At 68.9% G+C, this 14,594-nt stretch carries 9 protein-coding genes; 3 read left to right on the top strand and 6 right to left on the bottom strand.

Annotated features, from left to right (window positions below; genetic code table 11):
• Positions 1-741: a DUF5998 family protein gene (locus ACFRAU_RS10510; protein ID WP_377993979.1), complete on the bottom strand. Its 741-nt coding sequence runs from the start codon at positions 739-741 to the stop codon at positions 1-3.
• Between the two features lie 77 nt (positions 742-818).
• Positions 819-3,509 carry a GNAT family N-acetyltransferase gene (locus ACFRAU_RS10505; protein ID WP_377999855.1) on the bottom strand — a complete coding sequence of 897 codons (2,691 nt, stop codon included), beginning with the start codon at positions 3,507-3,509 and terminating at the stop codon, positions 819-821.
• A gap of 56 nt (positions 3,510-3,565) precedes the next feature.
• On the opposite strand from ACFRAU_RS10505, the gene ACFRAU_RS10500 reads away from it, so the two are divergent.
• Positions 3,566-6,082: a DNA topoisomerase (ATP-hydrolyzing) subunit A gene (locus ACFRAU_RS10500; RefSeq protein WP_377999854.1), complete on the top strand. Its 2,517-nt coding sequence runs from the start codon at positions 3,566-3,568 to the stop codon at positions 6,080-6,082.
• A 9-nt stretch (positions 6,083-6,091) separates the two neighbouring features.
• Positions 6,092-6,610 carry a DinB family protein gene (locus ACFRAU_RS10495; protein ID WP_377999853.1) on the top strand — a complete coding sequence of 173 codons (519 nt, stop codon included), beginning with the start codon at positions 6,092-6,094 and terminating at the stop codon, positions 6,608-6,610.
• A 31-nt stretch (positions 6,611-6,641) separates the two neighbouring features.
• On the opposite strand, the gene ACFRAU_RS10490 is transcribed toward ACFRAU_RS10495, so the two are convergent.
• The 4 genes from ACFRAU_RS10490 to ACFRAU_RS10475 form a co-directional block, all read right to left on the bottom strand.
• Complete coding sequence (locus tag ACFRAU_RS10490) at positions 6,642-7,694, bottom strand: GNAT family N-acetyltransferase (RefSeq protein ID WP_377999852.1); 1,053 nt, start codon at positions 7,692-7,694, stop codon at positions 6,642-6,644.
• Positions 7,695-7,758: 64 nt separating this feature from the next.
• Positions 7,759-11,244 (bottom strand): thiol reductant ABC exporter subunit CydD, encoded by a 3,486-nt coding sequence (gene cydD / locus ACFRAU_RS10485; RefSeq protein ID WP_377999851.1) that lies wholly within the window; start codon positions 11,242-11,244, stop codon positions 7,759-7,761.
• 6 nt (positions 11,245-11,250) lie between these two features.
• Positions 11,251-12,300 carry a cytochrome d ubiquinol oxidase subunit II gene (gene cydB, locus ACFRAU_RS10480; protein ID WP_377999850.1) on the bottom strand — a complete coding sequence of 350 codons (1,050 nt, stop codon included), beginning with the start codon at positions 12,298-12,300 and terminating at the stop codon, positions 11,251-11,253.
• A gap of 33 nt (positions 12,301-12,333) precedes the next feature.
• The gene (locus tag ACFRAU_RS10475) at positions 12,334-13,932 is read right to left on the bottom strand and encodes a cytochrome ubiquinol oxidase subunit I (protein ID WP_377999849.1); all 1,599 of its coding nucleotides are present in this window, start codon (positions 13,930-13,932) and stop codon (positions 12,334-12,336) included.
• 272 nt (positions 13,933-14,204) lie between these two features.
• Between ACFRAU_RS10475 and ACFRAU_RS10470 the strand changes: the two genes are divergently transcribed.
• Positions 14,205-14,591 carry a BlaI/MecI/CopY family transcriptional regulator gene (locus ACFRAU_RS10470; protein ID WP_190603345.1) on the top strand — a complete coding sequence of 129 codons (387 nt, stop codon included), beginning with the start codon at positions 14,205-14,207 and terminating at the stop codon, positions 14,589-14,591.
• The last annotated feature ends 3 nt before the right edge of the window (positions 14,592-14,594 follow it).

Here is a 14,594-nt window from a genome sequence, read left to right as displayed (position 1 = left end):
TCAGCGCTTGTGCCCGCGGCTGAGCCGGTTGGCAAAAACGCCCATGCGGGGACGCGGGTGGGTGGCGGAGGGCGCATGCCGCACCGGGGTGGGGGATCCGGTGTTCACCGCGCGCAGTGCTCGCGCAAAAAGCTTGGCGTCCTGGACCGCCTGCAGGCCGTCCGCCTCGGCGCTGATGCGCAGGACGATGTCCTCCTGGGCGATGGTGCCGCTGTAGCCGTGGTCGGCCTCACACTGCGGGTCGCCGCAGCTCGCCGGTCCCATGTCCAGGCGTTGGCCGCCGGACCAGGCAATGGAGAGAGTGACCTCACGGACCGGGTCCGAAGGCTTGTAATTCTGCGGCTGGGCGTACATGTAGCTCAGGACCACCGAGCGGATCTGCGCCACCGGCACGGATTCGGTGGAAATCTGCGCCACGATCTGTTCGCCCGCCTCGTCGAGCTGCTGGTCGTCCACGTGCGTGATCACCAGCATGTCCTCGGTGAGGACCAGGACAGTGATGTGCCGGCGGACCTCGGCACGGTCGAAGTGCGTCTCGAGGTGGACCAGGTGTGCGAGGCAGTCCCGGCCGTCCAGGGCGTCATCCACCACGTCGGCCACCAGTAGGGGGTAGAAGCCGGCCTGCTGCAGGGCGCCTTCGAGGCTCTGGCCCTGCACGCTGTGGTTGTGCGAGCTGTGGTGGAAAGCCTGCGGGCTGTGGTCGGGCGCTTGAGGCTTCGAGGTGGGAGGCTGGGAGCTCATTTCCCCATTTTCACAGATCGGTGTGGCACACGCTAACCAATAGGGCAGCTTCGCCTGCCCTGCGGCTGCACCAGCGACTAGCTCCGCATGGCCCGCCGCGCGCTGTCGGTACGCTGCGCCGCGTTCCCGATCCGCACGTCGGCGGCCAGGATGAATGCCCCCTGCGGCGTGGCCAGGACCGGGTTGAACTCCACGAGTGCTATCTCCGGATGCGCGTCCTTGAGCCGCGCCAGCCGCGCGGCCACATCCTCCAGGGCGGAAACATCGACGGCGGGCAGGCCCTGGTAGCCGAACAGCTTCCGGGAGGCGCGCGGGCTGCGGACAAGGTCACGAAGGTCGGCGCCCGAGAGCGGCGGTGCCCGGTGGGCCCAGTCGTCCAGCAGGTTGACGGCGTCGCCGGCCAGTCCGAAGGACACCACGGGCCCCAGCAGGGGGTCCTCGATGGCGCGCAGCGTGCACGCCTGGCCCACCGGGGCCATGGTCTGGACCTCCAACGACGCCGGGCCGTAGGGCTCCAGCGCCCGGCGCATCTGGAGGATGTTCAGCCGCAGTGAATCCGCGTCCTGGATATCCAGCCGCACGCCGCCCAGGTCCAGCCGGTGGCGCAGCGTCGGATCGGTGGTCTTCAGCGCCACCGGCCAGCCCAGCCGGCCGGCCGCCTCCACGGCTTCGTCCTCCGTGTCGAAGCCTTCCGACGGCATGACCCTGATTCCGTAATGCGCCAGCAGGCGGGCGGCGTCGCCGGGGCCGAGTTGCTTGAGCTGCTCGCCGCGGACGTCGGCCAGCAGGTTCTCGAGGTCTGCGTGCGCCGCGTCGGGATCGCACCCGTTAGGATCCACGAAGAGGCCCTGGTCCCGTTCCGCCCATTCGGCGTACCGCACCACCGCGGACAGGGCGGCCACTGCCGCCCCGGGGTTCGAATAGCACGGCACCGGTGCCGCGCCGGGGCCTCCTCCCACCATGCCTTCCACGTACACCGACGGATCGAGGATGCCGGTGAACGCAGCCACCACGGGCTTGCCGGCCTCGGCGGAGGATTCTGCGAGCGCCCCGGCAATGTGCTCAACGGTCAACCCGCGGGCGGGAAGGAAGGCAACCACCGCCGCGTGGACTGCCTCCCTGGCCAGGACTTCCCGGAGCCTGTCCCGCAGTGCCGGCAGGGCACGGGACATGCCGGCGTCCAGGTCCAGCTCCGTCACGAGCTCCTCAACGCCCAGCCCTTGGGAGACGGCGCTGTCCGCCACCACTTTCCCCAGCGCCCCGGAGTTGCTGAAGACCGCCACCCCGGCCCCCTTCGGGAGCGGCTGGGCGGACACGATCTGCGCCACGTCCATGAGCTGTTCGATGGTTTCCACCCGGATCACGCCGGCCTGGCGCATCATCGAATCCAGCGCATCGGCGGGAGCCTGGGTGGTGCGCACGGCATGGCCGGGCGGCAGCTGCAGCCCCATGGAAGTGGACTTGGCCACAATCACCGGCTTCGTCCGGGCGAGCCGGCGGGCGATGCGGGAGAATTTGCGGGGGTTGCCGATCGACTCCAGGTAGAGGCCCACGGCGGTGGTGTCGGCGTCGTCCTCCCAGAACTGCATCATGTCGTTGCCGGACACATCGGCCCGGTTTCCGGCCGACAGGAACGTGGAGATGCCGGCACGGCGCCGGCTGGACGCCGCGTACAGCGCCACACCGATCGCCGCGGACTGGCTGAACAGCCCGAGTCCGCCGCCCCGCGCCAGGCTGGGCGCCATGGAGGCGTTCAATGAAACCGCGGAGTTGGTGTTCACGATGCCCAGCGAAGCGGGTCCGATGACCCGCATCCCGTTGGCGCGTGCCTGCCGCACCAGCTCGCGCTGCCGGGCGAGGCCCCGCTCCCCGTCCTCGGTGAATCCGGCCGAAGCCACCAGGACGCCCTTCACGCCGGCAGCCGCGCACTCATCAACCACCTTCGGGACTTCCTCGTAGGGCACCGCGACAATCGCCAGCTGCACGGGCCCGGGCACCTCGGAGAGCCTGCCGAAGGACTGCATGCCGGCCAGTTCAAAGGCTTCGGGGTTGATGGCGTAGACAGGACCGGTAAAGCCGCCTTCGATGATGTGTTCCAGGAGCTGGTACCCCACGGTCCCCCACCGCCGGCTTGCGCCGATCACCGCTACCGACGACGGCGCCAGCAGGTCCTGCACACTCCTCGCCTCCGCGCGGTGCTCCCGGGCTTCCATCACCGCGCGTGACTTGTCCGTGGGGTCGATGTTGAACTCCAGGCTCACCACGCCGTCGTCGAAATGGCGTTTGACGTCGTAGCCGGCGTCGGAGAAGACCATGAGCATCTTGCGGTTCTCGGGCAGCACCTCGGCGCTGAACCTGCGGATCCCGTTTTCGCGGGCCGCCGCCGCGAGGTGCTCCAGCAGGATCGAGCCGATGCCGCGGCCCTGGTGCGCGTCGGCGATGTTGAAGGCCACTTCGGCCTCCGCGGGGTCATCCAGCCGGTCGTACCGGCCGATGCCGATGATGTCCCCGCCGATGGTGATCACGAAGGCCACCCGGTCCCGGTAGTCCACCTCGGTAAAACGCTTGAGCTCGCGGCTGGAGAGCCGCTCCTTGAAGGCGAAGAACCGCATGTAGATGGAGTTCTGCGACTGCCGCGTGTGGAAGGTCTGCACGGCGTCCGCGTCGGTGGGATGGATGGGCCGCAAATGCGCTGTGCCGCCGTCCCTCAAAACGACATCGGCCTCCCAATATTCCGGATATTCGCCGTCCCCGGGCTGATCCACCATAGGCTTAGCCTAGCCAAACCTCCCGAAGTGCACCCCAAAAAGGATCCACCAGCCCCATGGCACGCCGCCAAACACGCACCCCCGCAGGGGAAACAGTCCAGGACTACACCGAAAACATCGTTGACATCGACGTGACTTCCGAGATGGAAGGCTCCTTCCTGGAGTACGCGTACTCGGTCATCTACTCCCGGGCCCTGCCCGACGCCCGCGACGGCCTGAAGCCCGTCCAGCGGCGCATCCTCTACATGATGAGCGACATGGGACTCCGTCCGGACCGGGGCCACGTCAAAAGCGCCCGCGTGGTGGGTGAGGTCATGGGCAAGCTCCACCCGCACGGCGACACCGCTATCTACGACGCCATGGTGCGCATGGCCCAGGACTTCTCGCTCCGGCTCCCCCTGATCGACGGCCATGGAAACTTCGGCTCGCTCGACGACGGCCCCGCGGCACCGCGGTACACGGAGGCCCGCCTGGCGGCGGCAGCGCTCACCATGACGGACCACCTCGACGAAAACGTGGTGGACTTCGTCCCCAACTACGACAACCAGCTCACCCAGCCCGAGGTCCTGCCCGCAGCGTTCCCCAACCTGCTGGTCAACGGCACCACCGGCATCGCCGTCGGCATGGCTACGAACATGGCCCCCCACAACCTCGTGGAGGTCATCTCCGCGGCCCGGCACCTCATCGCCAACCCGGACGCCACGCTGGAAGACATCATGCGGTTCGTCCCCGGCCCCGACCTGCCGACCGGCGGCCGCATCGTGGGCCTGGACGGCATCCGGGACGCCTACGCCACGGGCCGCGGTTCCTTCAAGACCCGCGCCAAGGTGGAGGTGGAGCAGCTCTCGGCCCGCCGGACCGGCCTCGTGGTCACCGAACTGCCGTACATGGTGGGCCCGGAGAAGGTGATCGAGAAGATCAAGGACGCGGTCAACAGCAAGAAACTGGCAGGCATCAGCGACGTCGTGGACCTGACCGACCGCAAGCACGGCCTGCGGCTGGTCATCGAGCTAAAGAACGGTTTCAACCCGAACGCCGTCCTCCAGCAGCTCTACCGCTACTCGCCGATGGAGGATTCCTTCGGCATCAACAACGTCACCCTTGTGGAGGGTCAGCCGCAGACGCTGGGCCTGCTGCAGCTGCTCACCGTGTACGTGGACCACCGCATCCTGGTGGTGCGGCGCCGGACGGCGTTCCGGCTCGGCAAGAAGAAGGACCGCCTCCACCTCGTGGAGGGCCTGCTCATCGCCATCGTGGACATCGACGAGGTCATCCAGATCATCCGGTCCTCGGACGAGGTCTCCGCGGCGCGCGAACGGCTGATGTCCATCTACGATCTCTCCGAGATCCAGGCCAACTACATCCTTGAGCTCCGGCTCCGCCAGCTGACCAAATACAGCAGGATCGAGCTGGAGAAGGAACAGGACGAGCTTCGCAAGGAGATCGCCGAACTGGAGGCCATCCTCGAATCCGATCAGCTGCTGCGCGAACTCGTCTCCGGCGAACTCGGCGAGATCGCGGAGAAGTACGGCACGCCGCGGCGGACCGTGCTGCTCGAGTCCGAGGCCGTGGCCCCCACGGTGGCCAGCGCCGCCGGCGTCGAGGGCAAGGCAGGCGTCAGGGGAAAGCCCGCTCCCCTGGCCCTCGAGATTGCCGACGACCCGTGCTGGGCGATCCTCACAGCCTCCGGCCAGATTGCCCGGACCGCCAACCAGGACAGCCTGGCCGAGGCCGGCCCGCGCTCCAAGCACGACGTGTTCCGCTCGGTGATCAAGACGTCTGCCCGGGGCGAGATCGCCGCAATCACTTCGCAGGGGCGCATGCTGCGGATCCAGGTGATGGACATGCCCGTCCTCCCGCCGGTCTCCGGCCTGCCGAACCTGGCCGGCGGCGTTCCGGCCAAGGATTTCATCACCCTCCTGAAGGGTGAGTCCCTTGTGGCGTTCGCGCCGCTCGATGAGGTGCTGGCGCTCGGCACGGCACAGGGCGTGGTGAAACGCGTGCAGCCGGACTACCCCCTCAACCGCGAGGACTGGGAAGTCATCGCGCTGAAGGACAAGGACACCGTGGTGGGTGTGGCGCCTGCCGGGTCCGACGACGCCGACCTCGTGTTCCTGACGCGGCAGGCACAGCTGCTGCGGTTCAGCGCCGTCGGTGTCCGCCCGCAGGGCCGGACGGCCGGTGGCATGGCGGGCATCAAACTGGCCGCCGGCGACCAGGTGGTGTTCTTCGGTGCCGTCGCCCCCGGCGATGAGGCCGCCGTCGTCGTGACCATTTCCGGCACGGAAGGTGCCCTGCCGGGCACGGCCCCCGGGGCCGCCAAGGTGACGGCCTTCGCCGAATACCCGGCCAAGGGGCGGGCCACCGCCGGGGTCCGGGCGCACCGGTTCCTGAAGGGCGAGGACACGCTGCTCCTGGCGTGGGCGGGCCACGGACCGGCGAAGGCGTCGTCGTCGGCAGGAGTGGCCCGCTCGCTGCCCCAGGAGCACGGCCGGCGCGACGGTTCGGGCATTCCGCTGTCGCAGGCTGTGGACGTCATCGGCCCCAGCATGGCCTGGCCGGAATCGGCCTAGACTACTGCCATGCCTATCGTCCCGGATGAAAAGGACTGGACCTGGGTCCTGTCCCGCCCCTGCACCCAGTGCGGCTTCGACGCGTCCACCGTCACGCCGTCAACGGTTCCCGGCAGCGTCGAGAACATGCTGCCCCGCTGGCGGGCCGTGCTCCGACGGCCGGACGCCACCGAGCGGCCGGACAACAGCACGTGGTCGGCGCTGGAGTACTCCTGCCATGTCAGGGATGTGTTCAGTCTTTTCGACCGCCGCCTCAACCTGATGCTCACCGAGGACAACGCCCGGTTTGAGAACTGGGACCAGGACAAGACGGCGGTGGAGAGCGACTACGCGAACGCCGACCCTGCCGTGGTGAGCGCCGAGCTCACCGCGGAGGGCGAGCAGGTGGCCGCCTCCTTCGCCAGGGTCCAGGAGTCGCAGTGGGGCCGGACCGGGCTGCGCAGCAACGGCTCGGAGTTCACCGTCCTGACGCTCGCGCAGTATTTCCTGCACGACGTCGTCCACCACCTCGCGGACGTGGACGGCTGACCGGCGGCGTGTTCAACTGCGGCGTGTTGGACTACAGGACCTTGTCCCAGGCCAGGCTGGTGTTGACCGGGACGTAGCCCATCTTGCGGTACAGCGCCATGGCACCGGTGGGGTTCTCGGAGTCCACATCCAGCGACGCCTTGTCCATGCCTGCGGCGGCGAAACGCCGCATGGCATCGGCCAGCAGCGCCTGCGCGATCCCGCGCCCGCGGTATTCCCGGCGGACGCCGAGCAGGTCCGTGTAGCCCTCCGTGAACCCGCGGGTCACCGCCGTGTCGGGGTCGTGGCTGGCAAGCTGGTAACCGACCACCTCACCGGTGCTGCCCGCCAGCACGACGGCGCTGAGATCCGGCCGGGCCAGGGGGTCGTTGATCACGAAGCCCCAGGCCTCCTCATCCCGTGGTTCGCTGCCCCAGTGGTCGGCGAAGACCTGGTTGTGCGCCAGACGCACGGCTTCGCTCAGCCCGGGGTCCATCGGCACCAGTTCCAGGCCGTGGTCGAGGGGTGCTTCGGGCAGCGGAGCAGAGAGCGGACGGTGCATCTCGTTGTAATAGCGGACCACCCCGTACCCGGACTCCTGCAGGAGCGCGCACTGATGCTGCTGCTTCTGTTCGATGAAAATGCGCAGCCGCGGCACCGGCCCTGTGCTGCCCCGGCCCGCGTTGTTCTGCCGCGCTCCGGCATCCTCCGCGAACCGCTGCCGGGTCCGCGCTTCCAGCCAGGACAGGAGGGCTGAGCCGGCGCCGCGGCGCTGCCAGTGCGGGTCCACGGCGCAGAATCCGTGTGCCTTTGCCCCGTCCTTGTTTTTGGTCAGCCGGGCGTAGGCCCGGGGAACGCCGTCGGCGTCCAGGCCAAGGACCGTATTTGGCCCCACCGGGTTGTTCCTGGACTCCACGATCTGTTCCAGGTCGGCCCGCCGTTCGAACCACACCGGCTGCTCGGCGGCGGCGGTCCGGGCAATCAGCGCCGCCCACGCATCAAGATCCCCGGCGCCGGCGCTGCGCCAGCGCAGTTCGGGAAAGTCGACGGCGGGCAGTTCCCCGAAGCCGGCTGCTGGCAGGCCGGGGGCGTCGTTGTGCGTCATGGGAAACAGGCTAGCCGCCGGGAATGGGCCGCGCCATCATGCCGGGCTGCGCCCGGGCCGCAGGTTAGGCGGGCTGGCCGGACGCCATCACCACAGATGCGGCGAGACTGTTTTCGGGCCGCAGGTCCAGGAGTGCATCGTCGGGGCTGATGTCGGCAGGGTTGTGGGTCACCAGCACCACGGTGCGCGATGCGAGTCCGGCACGCAGGTCGGCGATCAGCGCACGGCCGGATTCGGCGTCGAGGTGCGCCGTCGGCTCGTCCAGAAGGATCACGTCGGCCTGCGTCATGAGGGTGCGCGCGACGGCCAGGCGCTGCCGCTCACCGCCGCTGAGGAAAGCTCCACCCGGGCCAATGCGGGTATCCAGGCCGTCTTCCAGCCGGGCCAGCAGCGGCGCCAGGCCGACCGCCTCCAGAGCTTCCCGCATCGCCTGATCGGCCTCCGCTGAAGACCCCGCTCCGGGCTCCTGCCGCGGACTGCCAAGCAGCAGGTTCCCGCGGACGGTGGAGTCGAATAGGTGCGCCTCCTGCGGACACCACGCCGCGGAGCCTGTTACGGCGATGCGGCCCGCCCGGGCGGGCAGAAAGCCCAACATCACTGCCAGCAGCGTCGACTTGCCGGCACCCGACGGGCCGGTCACCGCCAGCCAGCGGCCGGGCTCAGCCACGGCGGAGAGACCGCTGAAGACGACTCCGCCCCCTGGCCACGCGGCCTGCAACCTGTCCAGTTCAACGCCCGGCTGCCCGAGCTCCCGGGAATCCGGGCGGGAAGGCTGCCTGGCGTCCGTGCCGGCGCTGGGTTCGCCCGGCTGCAGGACACCCGACGCACCGACGCGGCGCAGGACCGCGCGCAGCGCCGGAAACTGCCGGACCGCCGTCGTCATGGCCCCAAAGGGTTCGGCGAGCGCCAACTGCAGAAGGACCACGACGCCCACAGTCGTGGCCGGAAGGGACCCCGCCTGAACCAGCGGAGCCGCCAGCACGGCGCTGTAGAGGGCGCCCGCCCCGCACGCGGCCGCGGTGAGCGCCTGGCCGAGCCCTTCTGCCCAGGCCGAACGACGGGCCGCGGCGGTGGCGTCCCGGTCCAGTGCCCGGATTCCGTCCAGTACCGGCTCCTTCGCGCCGTTCGCGTGCAGTTCCGCCCTGGCGTCCAAAGCGGCGGCGATGCGCCGGAGGACCCCGGAGCGCAGCCGTTGCTCGGCCTTGGCCGACATCCGGTCGGCGAGCAGCGACGCGGCCGGCGCGGCCACCAGGCTCACCAGGGCGGCAGCGAGCATGGCCGGCAGGGCAGCCGGAAGCAGCCAGCCCACCGTACCCGCTGCCGCCGCCGCCACCGCTACTGCGGTCACCGGCGGCAGGACAACCCTCGGGAGCAGGTCCCGGACGGTGTCGACGTCCTCGATGACAGCGCCCAGCACGTTGCCGCCCTGCAGGAGCCGGCGCAGGGACAGCGCCCGCTGGCTCAGGGAGGCCCAGAGGCCGCCGCGGAGCTTCGTGAGGGAGGCGAACACGGCTTCGTGCAGGAGAAGCCGCTCGCAGTAGCGCAGAACGGCGCGGCCGATGCCGAAGAACCGGACACCCACGATTGCGGTCAGGAGGTACATGATGGGCGGCTGTTCGCTGGCGCGCAGGATGAGCCAGCCGGACAACCCGGAAAGCGCGACGGCGAAGAGGGCGGCCAGGGCGCCGACTAGCCCGGACGCGGCGAACCGCCCGCGCACGGGCGCGAGGAGCCGCGCGAGCATCCCGGCGGTGTGGCCGGAGCTGGCCTGTGCCTCGCCGCCGGGGACGCCGCCCGGGGCGCCGGACAGCACGGTGCCGGCCACCGCATCGGTATCGCCTCCGCCGCTGGCCAACGCACTGGGAACGGTGTCCGCGGCCGAAGCATGGGCAGTGGCCGACGTTCGAGTGGCGGACGTTTCAGTGGTGGACCCGGTTCCACGCCCGGCAACCCGCACGATCCTGTCGGCGAGTTCCCTCGTCTGGCGGTCGTGGGCCACCAGGATGACGGTGGCGCGGCCGCGCAGCGCACGGATGGCCTCGTGAACCCGGTTGGCCGAGTCCCTGTCCAGGTGGGCGGTCGGCTCGTCCAGGAGCAATACCGTGGCGCCGGCTTCGATGCGGGCCAGGCCGCGGGCCACGGCGACGCGGCGCAGCTCGCCCGGGCTCAGTTCGGCCGGATGCTTGTCCGCCAGATGGTCAGCACCGACGGCCGCCAGGCAGCGCAGCACTCCCCCGGCATGTGCTTCATCGCCGGCGGCTGCATCGGCTGCATCAGTGCCGGCTGTCAGGTACAGCAGGACCTCCCCGCGCACGGTGTCCGCCACCATCACGGGATGCTGCGGCACCCAGGCCACACCGTTCGCCGCGAACCCGTCAATGGTTCCGGACACTGCGGTACCGGCGCCACTGCCGACCGTGCCCGCGAGAACGCCCAGCACGGTGCTCTTGCCTGCCCCGCTGGGACCGTCCAGCGCGGTGACCAGTCCGGCCGGCGCCGCAAAGCTGACGGGCCCGACGGCGGGACCCTGCCTTCCCGGATACCTGACCGTGAGATCCCGGACAGATACGCCCGCTGGCTTGTACGCACGGGCCGGACCGGGCACGAGCCGCTGCGGCTCCGGGGCCTCCAGCACCGCCGTCGTTTCGGCAAGGGCGGCCCGGCCGTCGTCGCTCGCGTGGTGGGCGGTTCCCAGCTCGCGAAGCGGAAGGTAGCAGTCGGGGGCGAGGATGAGCGCCAGCAGCCCTGCCTCCAGCGCCATGTCGCCGTGGACCAGCCGGACACCGATGAACACCGCCACCACGGCAACGGAGATAGTGGCGATCAGTTCCAGTGCGAGGGCGGAGAGGAACGCCGTCCGCAGGGTCCCCATGGTCCGGGACCGGTAGTCCTCGGAGATGTCCTCCAGTGCGCGGCGCTGGGCGGCGGCCCGGCCGAGTCCCACCAGCACCGGCAGTCCCTTGGCGAGTTCCAGCATGTGCCCGGACAGCCGGGAGAGGGCGGCCTGGGCGTCCCGCACCCTGTCCTCGGTGTAGCGGCCGATCAGCACCATGAACACGGGGACCAGGGGCACCGTCAGGACGATCACCACCGCACTGACCCAGTCGGCGAAAAGGATCCGGGCGCCGAGCAGCAGCGGTATGGCCGCACAGTTCACCAGCGCGGGCAGGTACTGGGTGTAGTAGCTGTCCAGGGCATCCAGGCCGCGCGTCGCGAGCACCGCCAGGCCGCCGTCGGAAGGGCCTGTTGCCCGGACGCCGTTCCGAAGCGCCGTCTCCAGGAGCTGCGCGCGCAGCTCCTCCTTGACGCCCAGGGCGGCGCGCCTCGCGGCGACGCCCTGCGCCCAGACCGTGACGGACCGCAGCACCACGCCGGCTGCGCCCCAGGCCAGCTGGTCAGCCCACGCGGCGTCCTGCGTCATGAGGCCGGCCAGGGCGGAGGCGACGGCCTGTCCCATGAGCACCAGGGACAGGGCCTTCAGCGCGGCCAGCAGGCCAAGTTCGTAAAGGGCGCGGCGGGTGGAAGGTCCGGACGGGAACTGGGGCTTCAAGGCGGATCAGTCTTTCCTGAGGAGGGCTTTCGCCGCGACAGCGGGCAGGAAACTGTGTGCCTCGGGGATGTGCGCGGCGCTGACCCGGCGGCGGAACACCCAGTACGTCCAGGCCTGGTAGGCGATCACCAGCGGCAATCCGACGCACGCCACGATGCTCATCAGGCCAAGGGTGTAGTCGGACGATGAAGCGTTGGCGATGGTGAGGTTGAAGGCGGGGTCGATGGTGGAGGGCAGGACCACCGGGAACACTGCCCCGAAGATGGAGGCGGAGCCGCCCAGCAGGAACACGCCGGTTGCCAGGAAGGCCCTGCCTTCGTTGCCCTTCCGGGCCTGGGCCCAGGCTACCGCGGCGGCAACCACGGCCACCGCGAGGACAACCAGTGTCCAGGCTTTCCCGCTGAGGACCTGCACGCCGATGGCCCAGCCGGCCATCGGGAGGAGCAGGACGGGAAGCAGCCGGACGAACCACTGCCGCGCACGGTGCCGGACGTCGCCGTCGGTCTTCAGTGCCAGGAATGCCAGGGCGTGCAACAGGGCGAAGCCGGCCACCGCCAGTCCGCCCAGCACGGCGTACCAGCTGAACCAGGCGAACGGCCCGCCGTCGCGGTCGCCGTTGGCGTCCAGCGGCAGGCCGGTGGTGGTCAGCCCCAGTGCGGCGCCCACGCCGAAGGCGGCGAGGAAGGAGCCGGCGGCGATCGCCCAGTCCCAGGTGTTGCGCCAGCGGTCGGTGTCCACCTTGCCGCGGTATTCGAACGCGACCGCACGGAAGATCAGCGCGACCAGGACCAGCAGCAGCGGCAGGTACAGGGCGGAGAACAGGGAGGCGTACCAGAACGGGAAGGCCGCGAAGGTGGCGCCGCCGGCGGTCAGGAGCCAGACTTCGTTGCCGTCCCAGACCGGCCCGATGGTGTTGAGGAGCACGCGGCGTTCAGTGTTGTTGCGGGCAAAGATCTTCATCAGCATCCCGACGCCCAGGTCGAATCCCTCCAGGAAGAGGTAGCCGGTCCACAGGACGGCGATGGCAATGAACCAGATGGTTGGCAGCAGTTCCATGCTTTGTATCCTCGGTCTTAATAGGCTCGGGTCTTAGTAGGCGAAGGCCAGGACGTCGTCGGGGGTTCCGGGCTTGTCCGGCCCGCCGCCGGGTGTAGCGTCCTCGTTCTCGTCGACCGGCGCGTGGACCAGTTCAGGCATGGCCGAGACGACGCCGCCACGCACGTACTTCACGAGCAGCTTCACTTCCACCACCAGGAGCACCGCGTAGATCAGGGTGAGGACCACGAGCGACGTCAGGATCTCACCGGCGGACACGCCCGGCGAAACGGCCGCAGCGGTGAACATGAAGACCTGGTCGATGCCGTTGAGGTCGGGGTTGGGGGCCACGACGAACGGTTGCCGGCCCATTTCCGTGAAGATCCAGCCCGCGGCGTTGGCACCAAAGGGGGCCAGGATGCCGAACACGGCCAGCCGCATCAGCCAGCGCGACTCGGGCACGGTCCCCTTGCGGGTCAGCCAGAGGGCCACCAGGGCGGCGAGGGCGGCGAGGCCGCCAAATCCGATCATGGCCCTGAAGCCCCAATAGGTGACCTCCATGACCGGAACGTACTGGACTTCCTGGCCGGCCCGGTCGCCGTAAATGGGGTTGTCCGGCACGTGCGTGCCGTAGTCCGCCTTGTACTGGTCCAGGAGGCTATTGACGCCCTTGACCTCCGTGGTGAAGTCGCCCTTGGCGAGGAAGGACAGAATGCCGGGGACCTCGATCACGGCCTTGATGTCATCGCAGTTCTTGGAGCCGAGGTTGCCGACGCTCAGGACCGAGAAGCCGGTGCCGTCGTGGCACGCGGCCTCGGCGGCGGCCATCTTCATGGGCTGCTGTTCAAACATCAGCTTGCCCTGCAGGTCACCGGTGATGGCGGTTCCGGCAAAGGAGATCATGGCGACGACGGCACCGATCCGCAGCGATTTGATCCAGACTGAGTAGTCGGTGCGGTCGCGGCCAGGGATCCCGGCCTCCCCGGCAACCACCTTGCCGTCCGCGCCGATGGTGTCGATGCCGTCGCGGCGCCTGCGCCAGAGGTGGTACCAGGCGATGCCCAGCAGGAACCCGCCGGCCACGGCGAGGGCACCGAAGAGCGTGTGGGGCACGGCCACGAGGGCGGTGTTGTTGGTGAAGACGGCCCAGGCGTCGGTCATGACCGGACGGCCGTCAACCATCGTGACGCCGACGGGGTGCTGCATCCAGCTGTTGGCCACAATGATGAAGTACGCGGAAAAGAACGAGCCGACGACGGCAATCCAGAGGGAGGCGAGGTGCACGCCTTTCTTCAGCTGCTTCCAGCCGAAGATCCACAGGCCCAGGAAGGTGGACTCGACGAAGAACGCCAGGAGCGCCTCGAGGGCCAGCGGGGCGCCGAAGACGTCACCCACGAAGCGGCTGTATTCGCTCCAGGCCATGCCGAACTGGAACTCCTGGACGATGCCCGTGGCCACACCCATGATGAAGTTGATGAGGAAGAGCTTTCCCCAGAACTTGGTCATCCGCAGATAGGCCGGATTCGCGGTGCCGTACCAGACGGTCTGCATCACCGCGACCACCAGGCCGAGGCCGATTGTCAGCGGCACCATCATGAAGTGGTAGACGGTGGTGATTCCGAATTGCCAGCGTGCGATTTCCAAGGCGTCCAAGGCGGTCCCTACTTACGGTTGGGTCTAGCTCTCCAGCGTTGTTTTCTACGCAACGTAGAACTTCAACTTCTACAGAGTGTAGAACACGGGTCGAACACTGTAAACACGGTTGCATGCACATCGGAGGAACGCAATCACCCGCGACGCGCCGAACGTTCTACCTCATGTAGAAACAAGCGGCCAAACACGATAGATTTGAAGTTGCAGTATTGGAATCACGGCACGGGCCGGGCAACCGGCCCTTGGCAGTGCGTTGTCAAAAGGATGTACAGATGGCAAGTCTTGGGGAACTGGAACGCGCAGTCATGGACCTGCTCTGGGCGGGCCACGAAGCAGCGACGGCCAACACGCTGCGGGACCTGCTTGCGCAGAGCACGGCAGCGCATGGCGGAGCAGCGGGGCACGAGGGCAAGGACCTGGCGGTAACCACCGTGTTGACGGTCCTTTCGCGCCTCGAAAAGAAGGGCCTCGTGGAACGCGAACGCGGCACCCGGCCGCACCGCTACCAGGCTGTATCCAGCCGCGAAGACCACACCGCCGAACTCATGCACGAAGTGCTGGGATCCGCTCCGGACCGCGAGGCCGTGCTGGCCCGCTTCATCGGTTCGGTGACCGAAAGTGAAGCCGAGACGCTGCGCAAACTGCTTGGCCACAGCTAGCAC

The sequence above is a fragment of the Arthrobacter sp. NPDC056691 genome (assembly GCF_042791415.1).
Taxonomy (GTDB): Bacteria; Actinomycetota; Actinomycetes; order Actinomycetales; family Micrococcaceae; genus Arthrobacter.
Note: the sequence above shows the minus strand (reverse complement) of the source record. Positions and strands in the feature narration are given on the sequence as shown.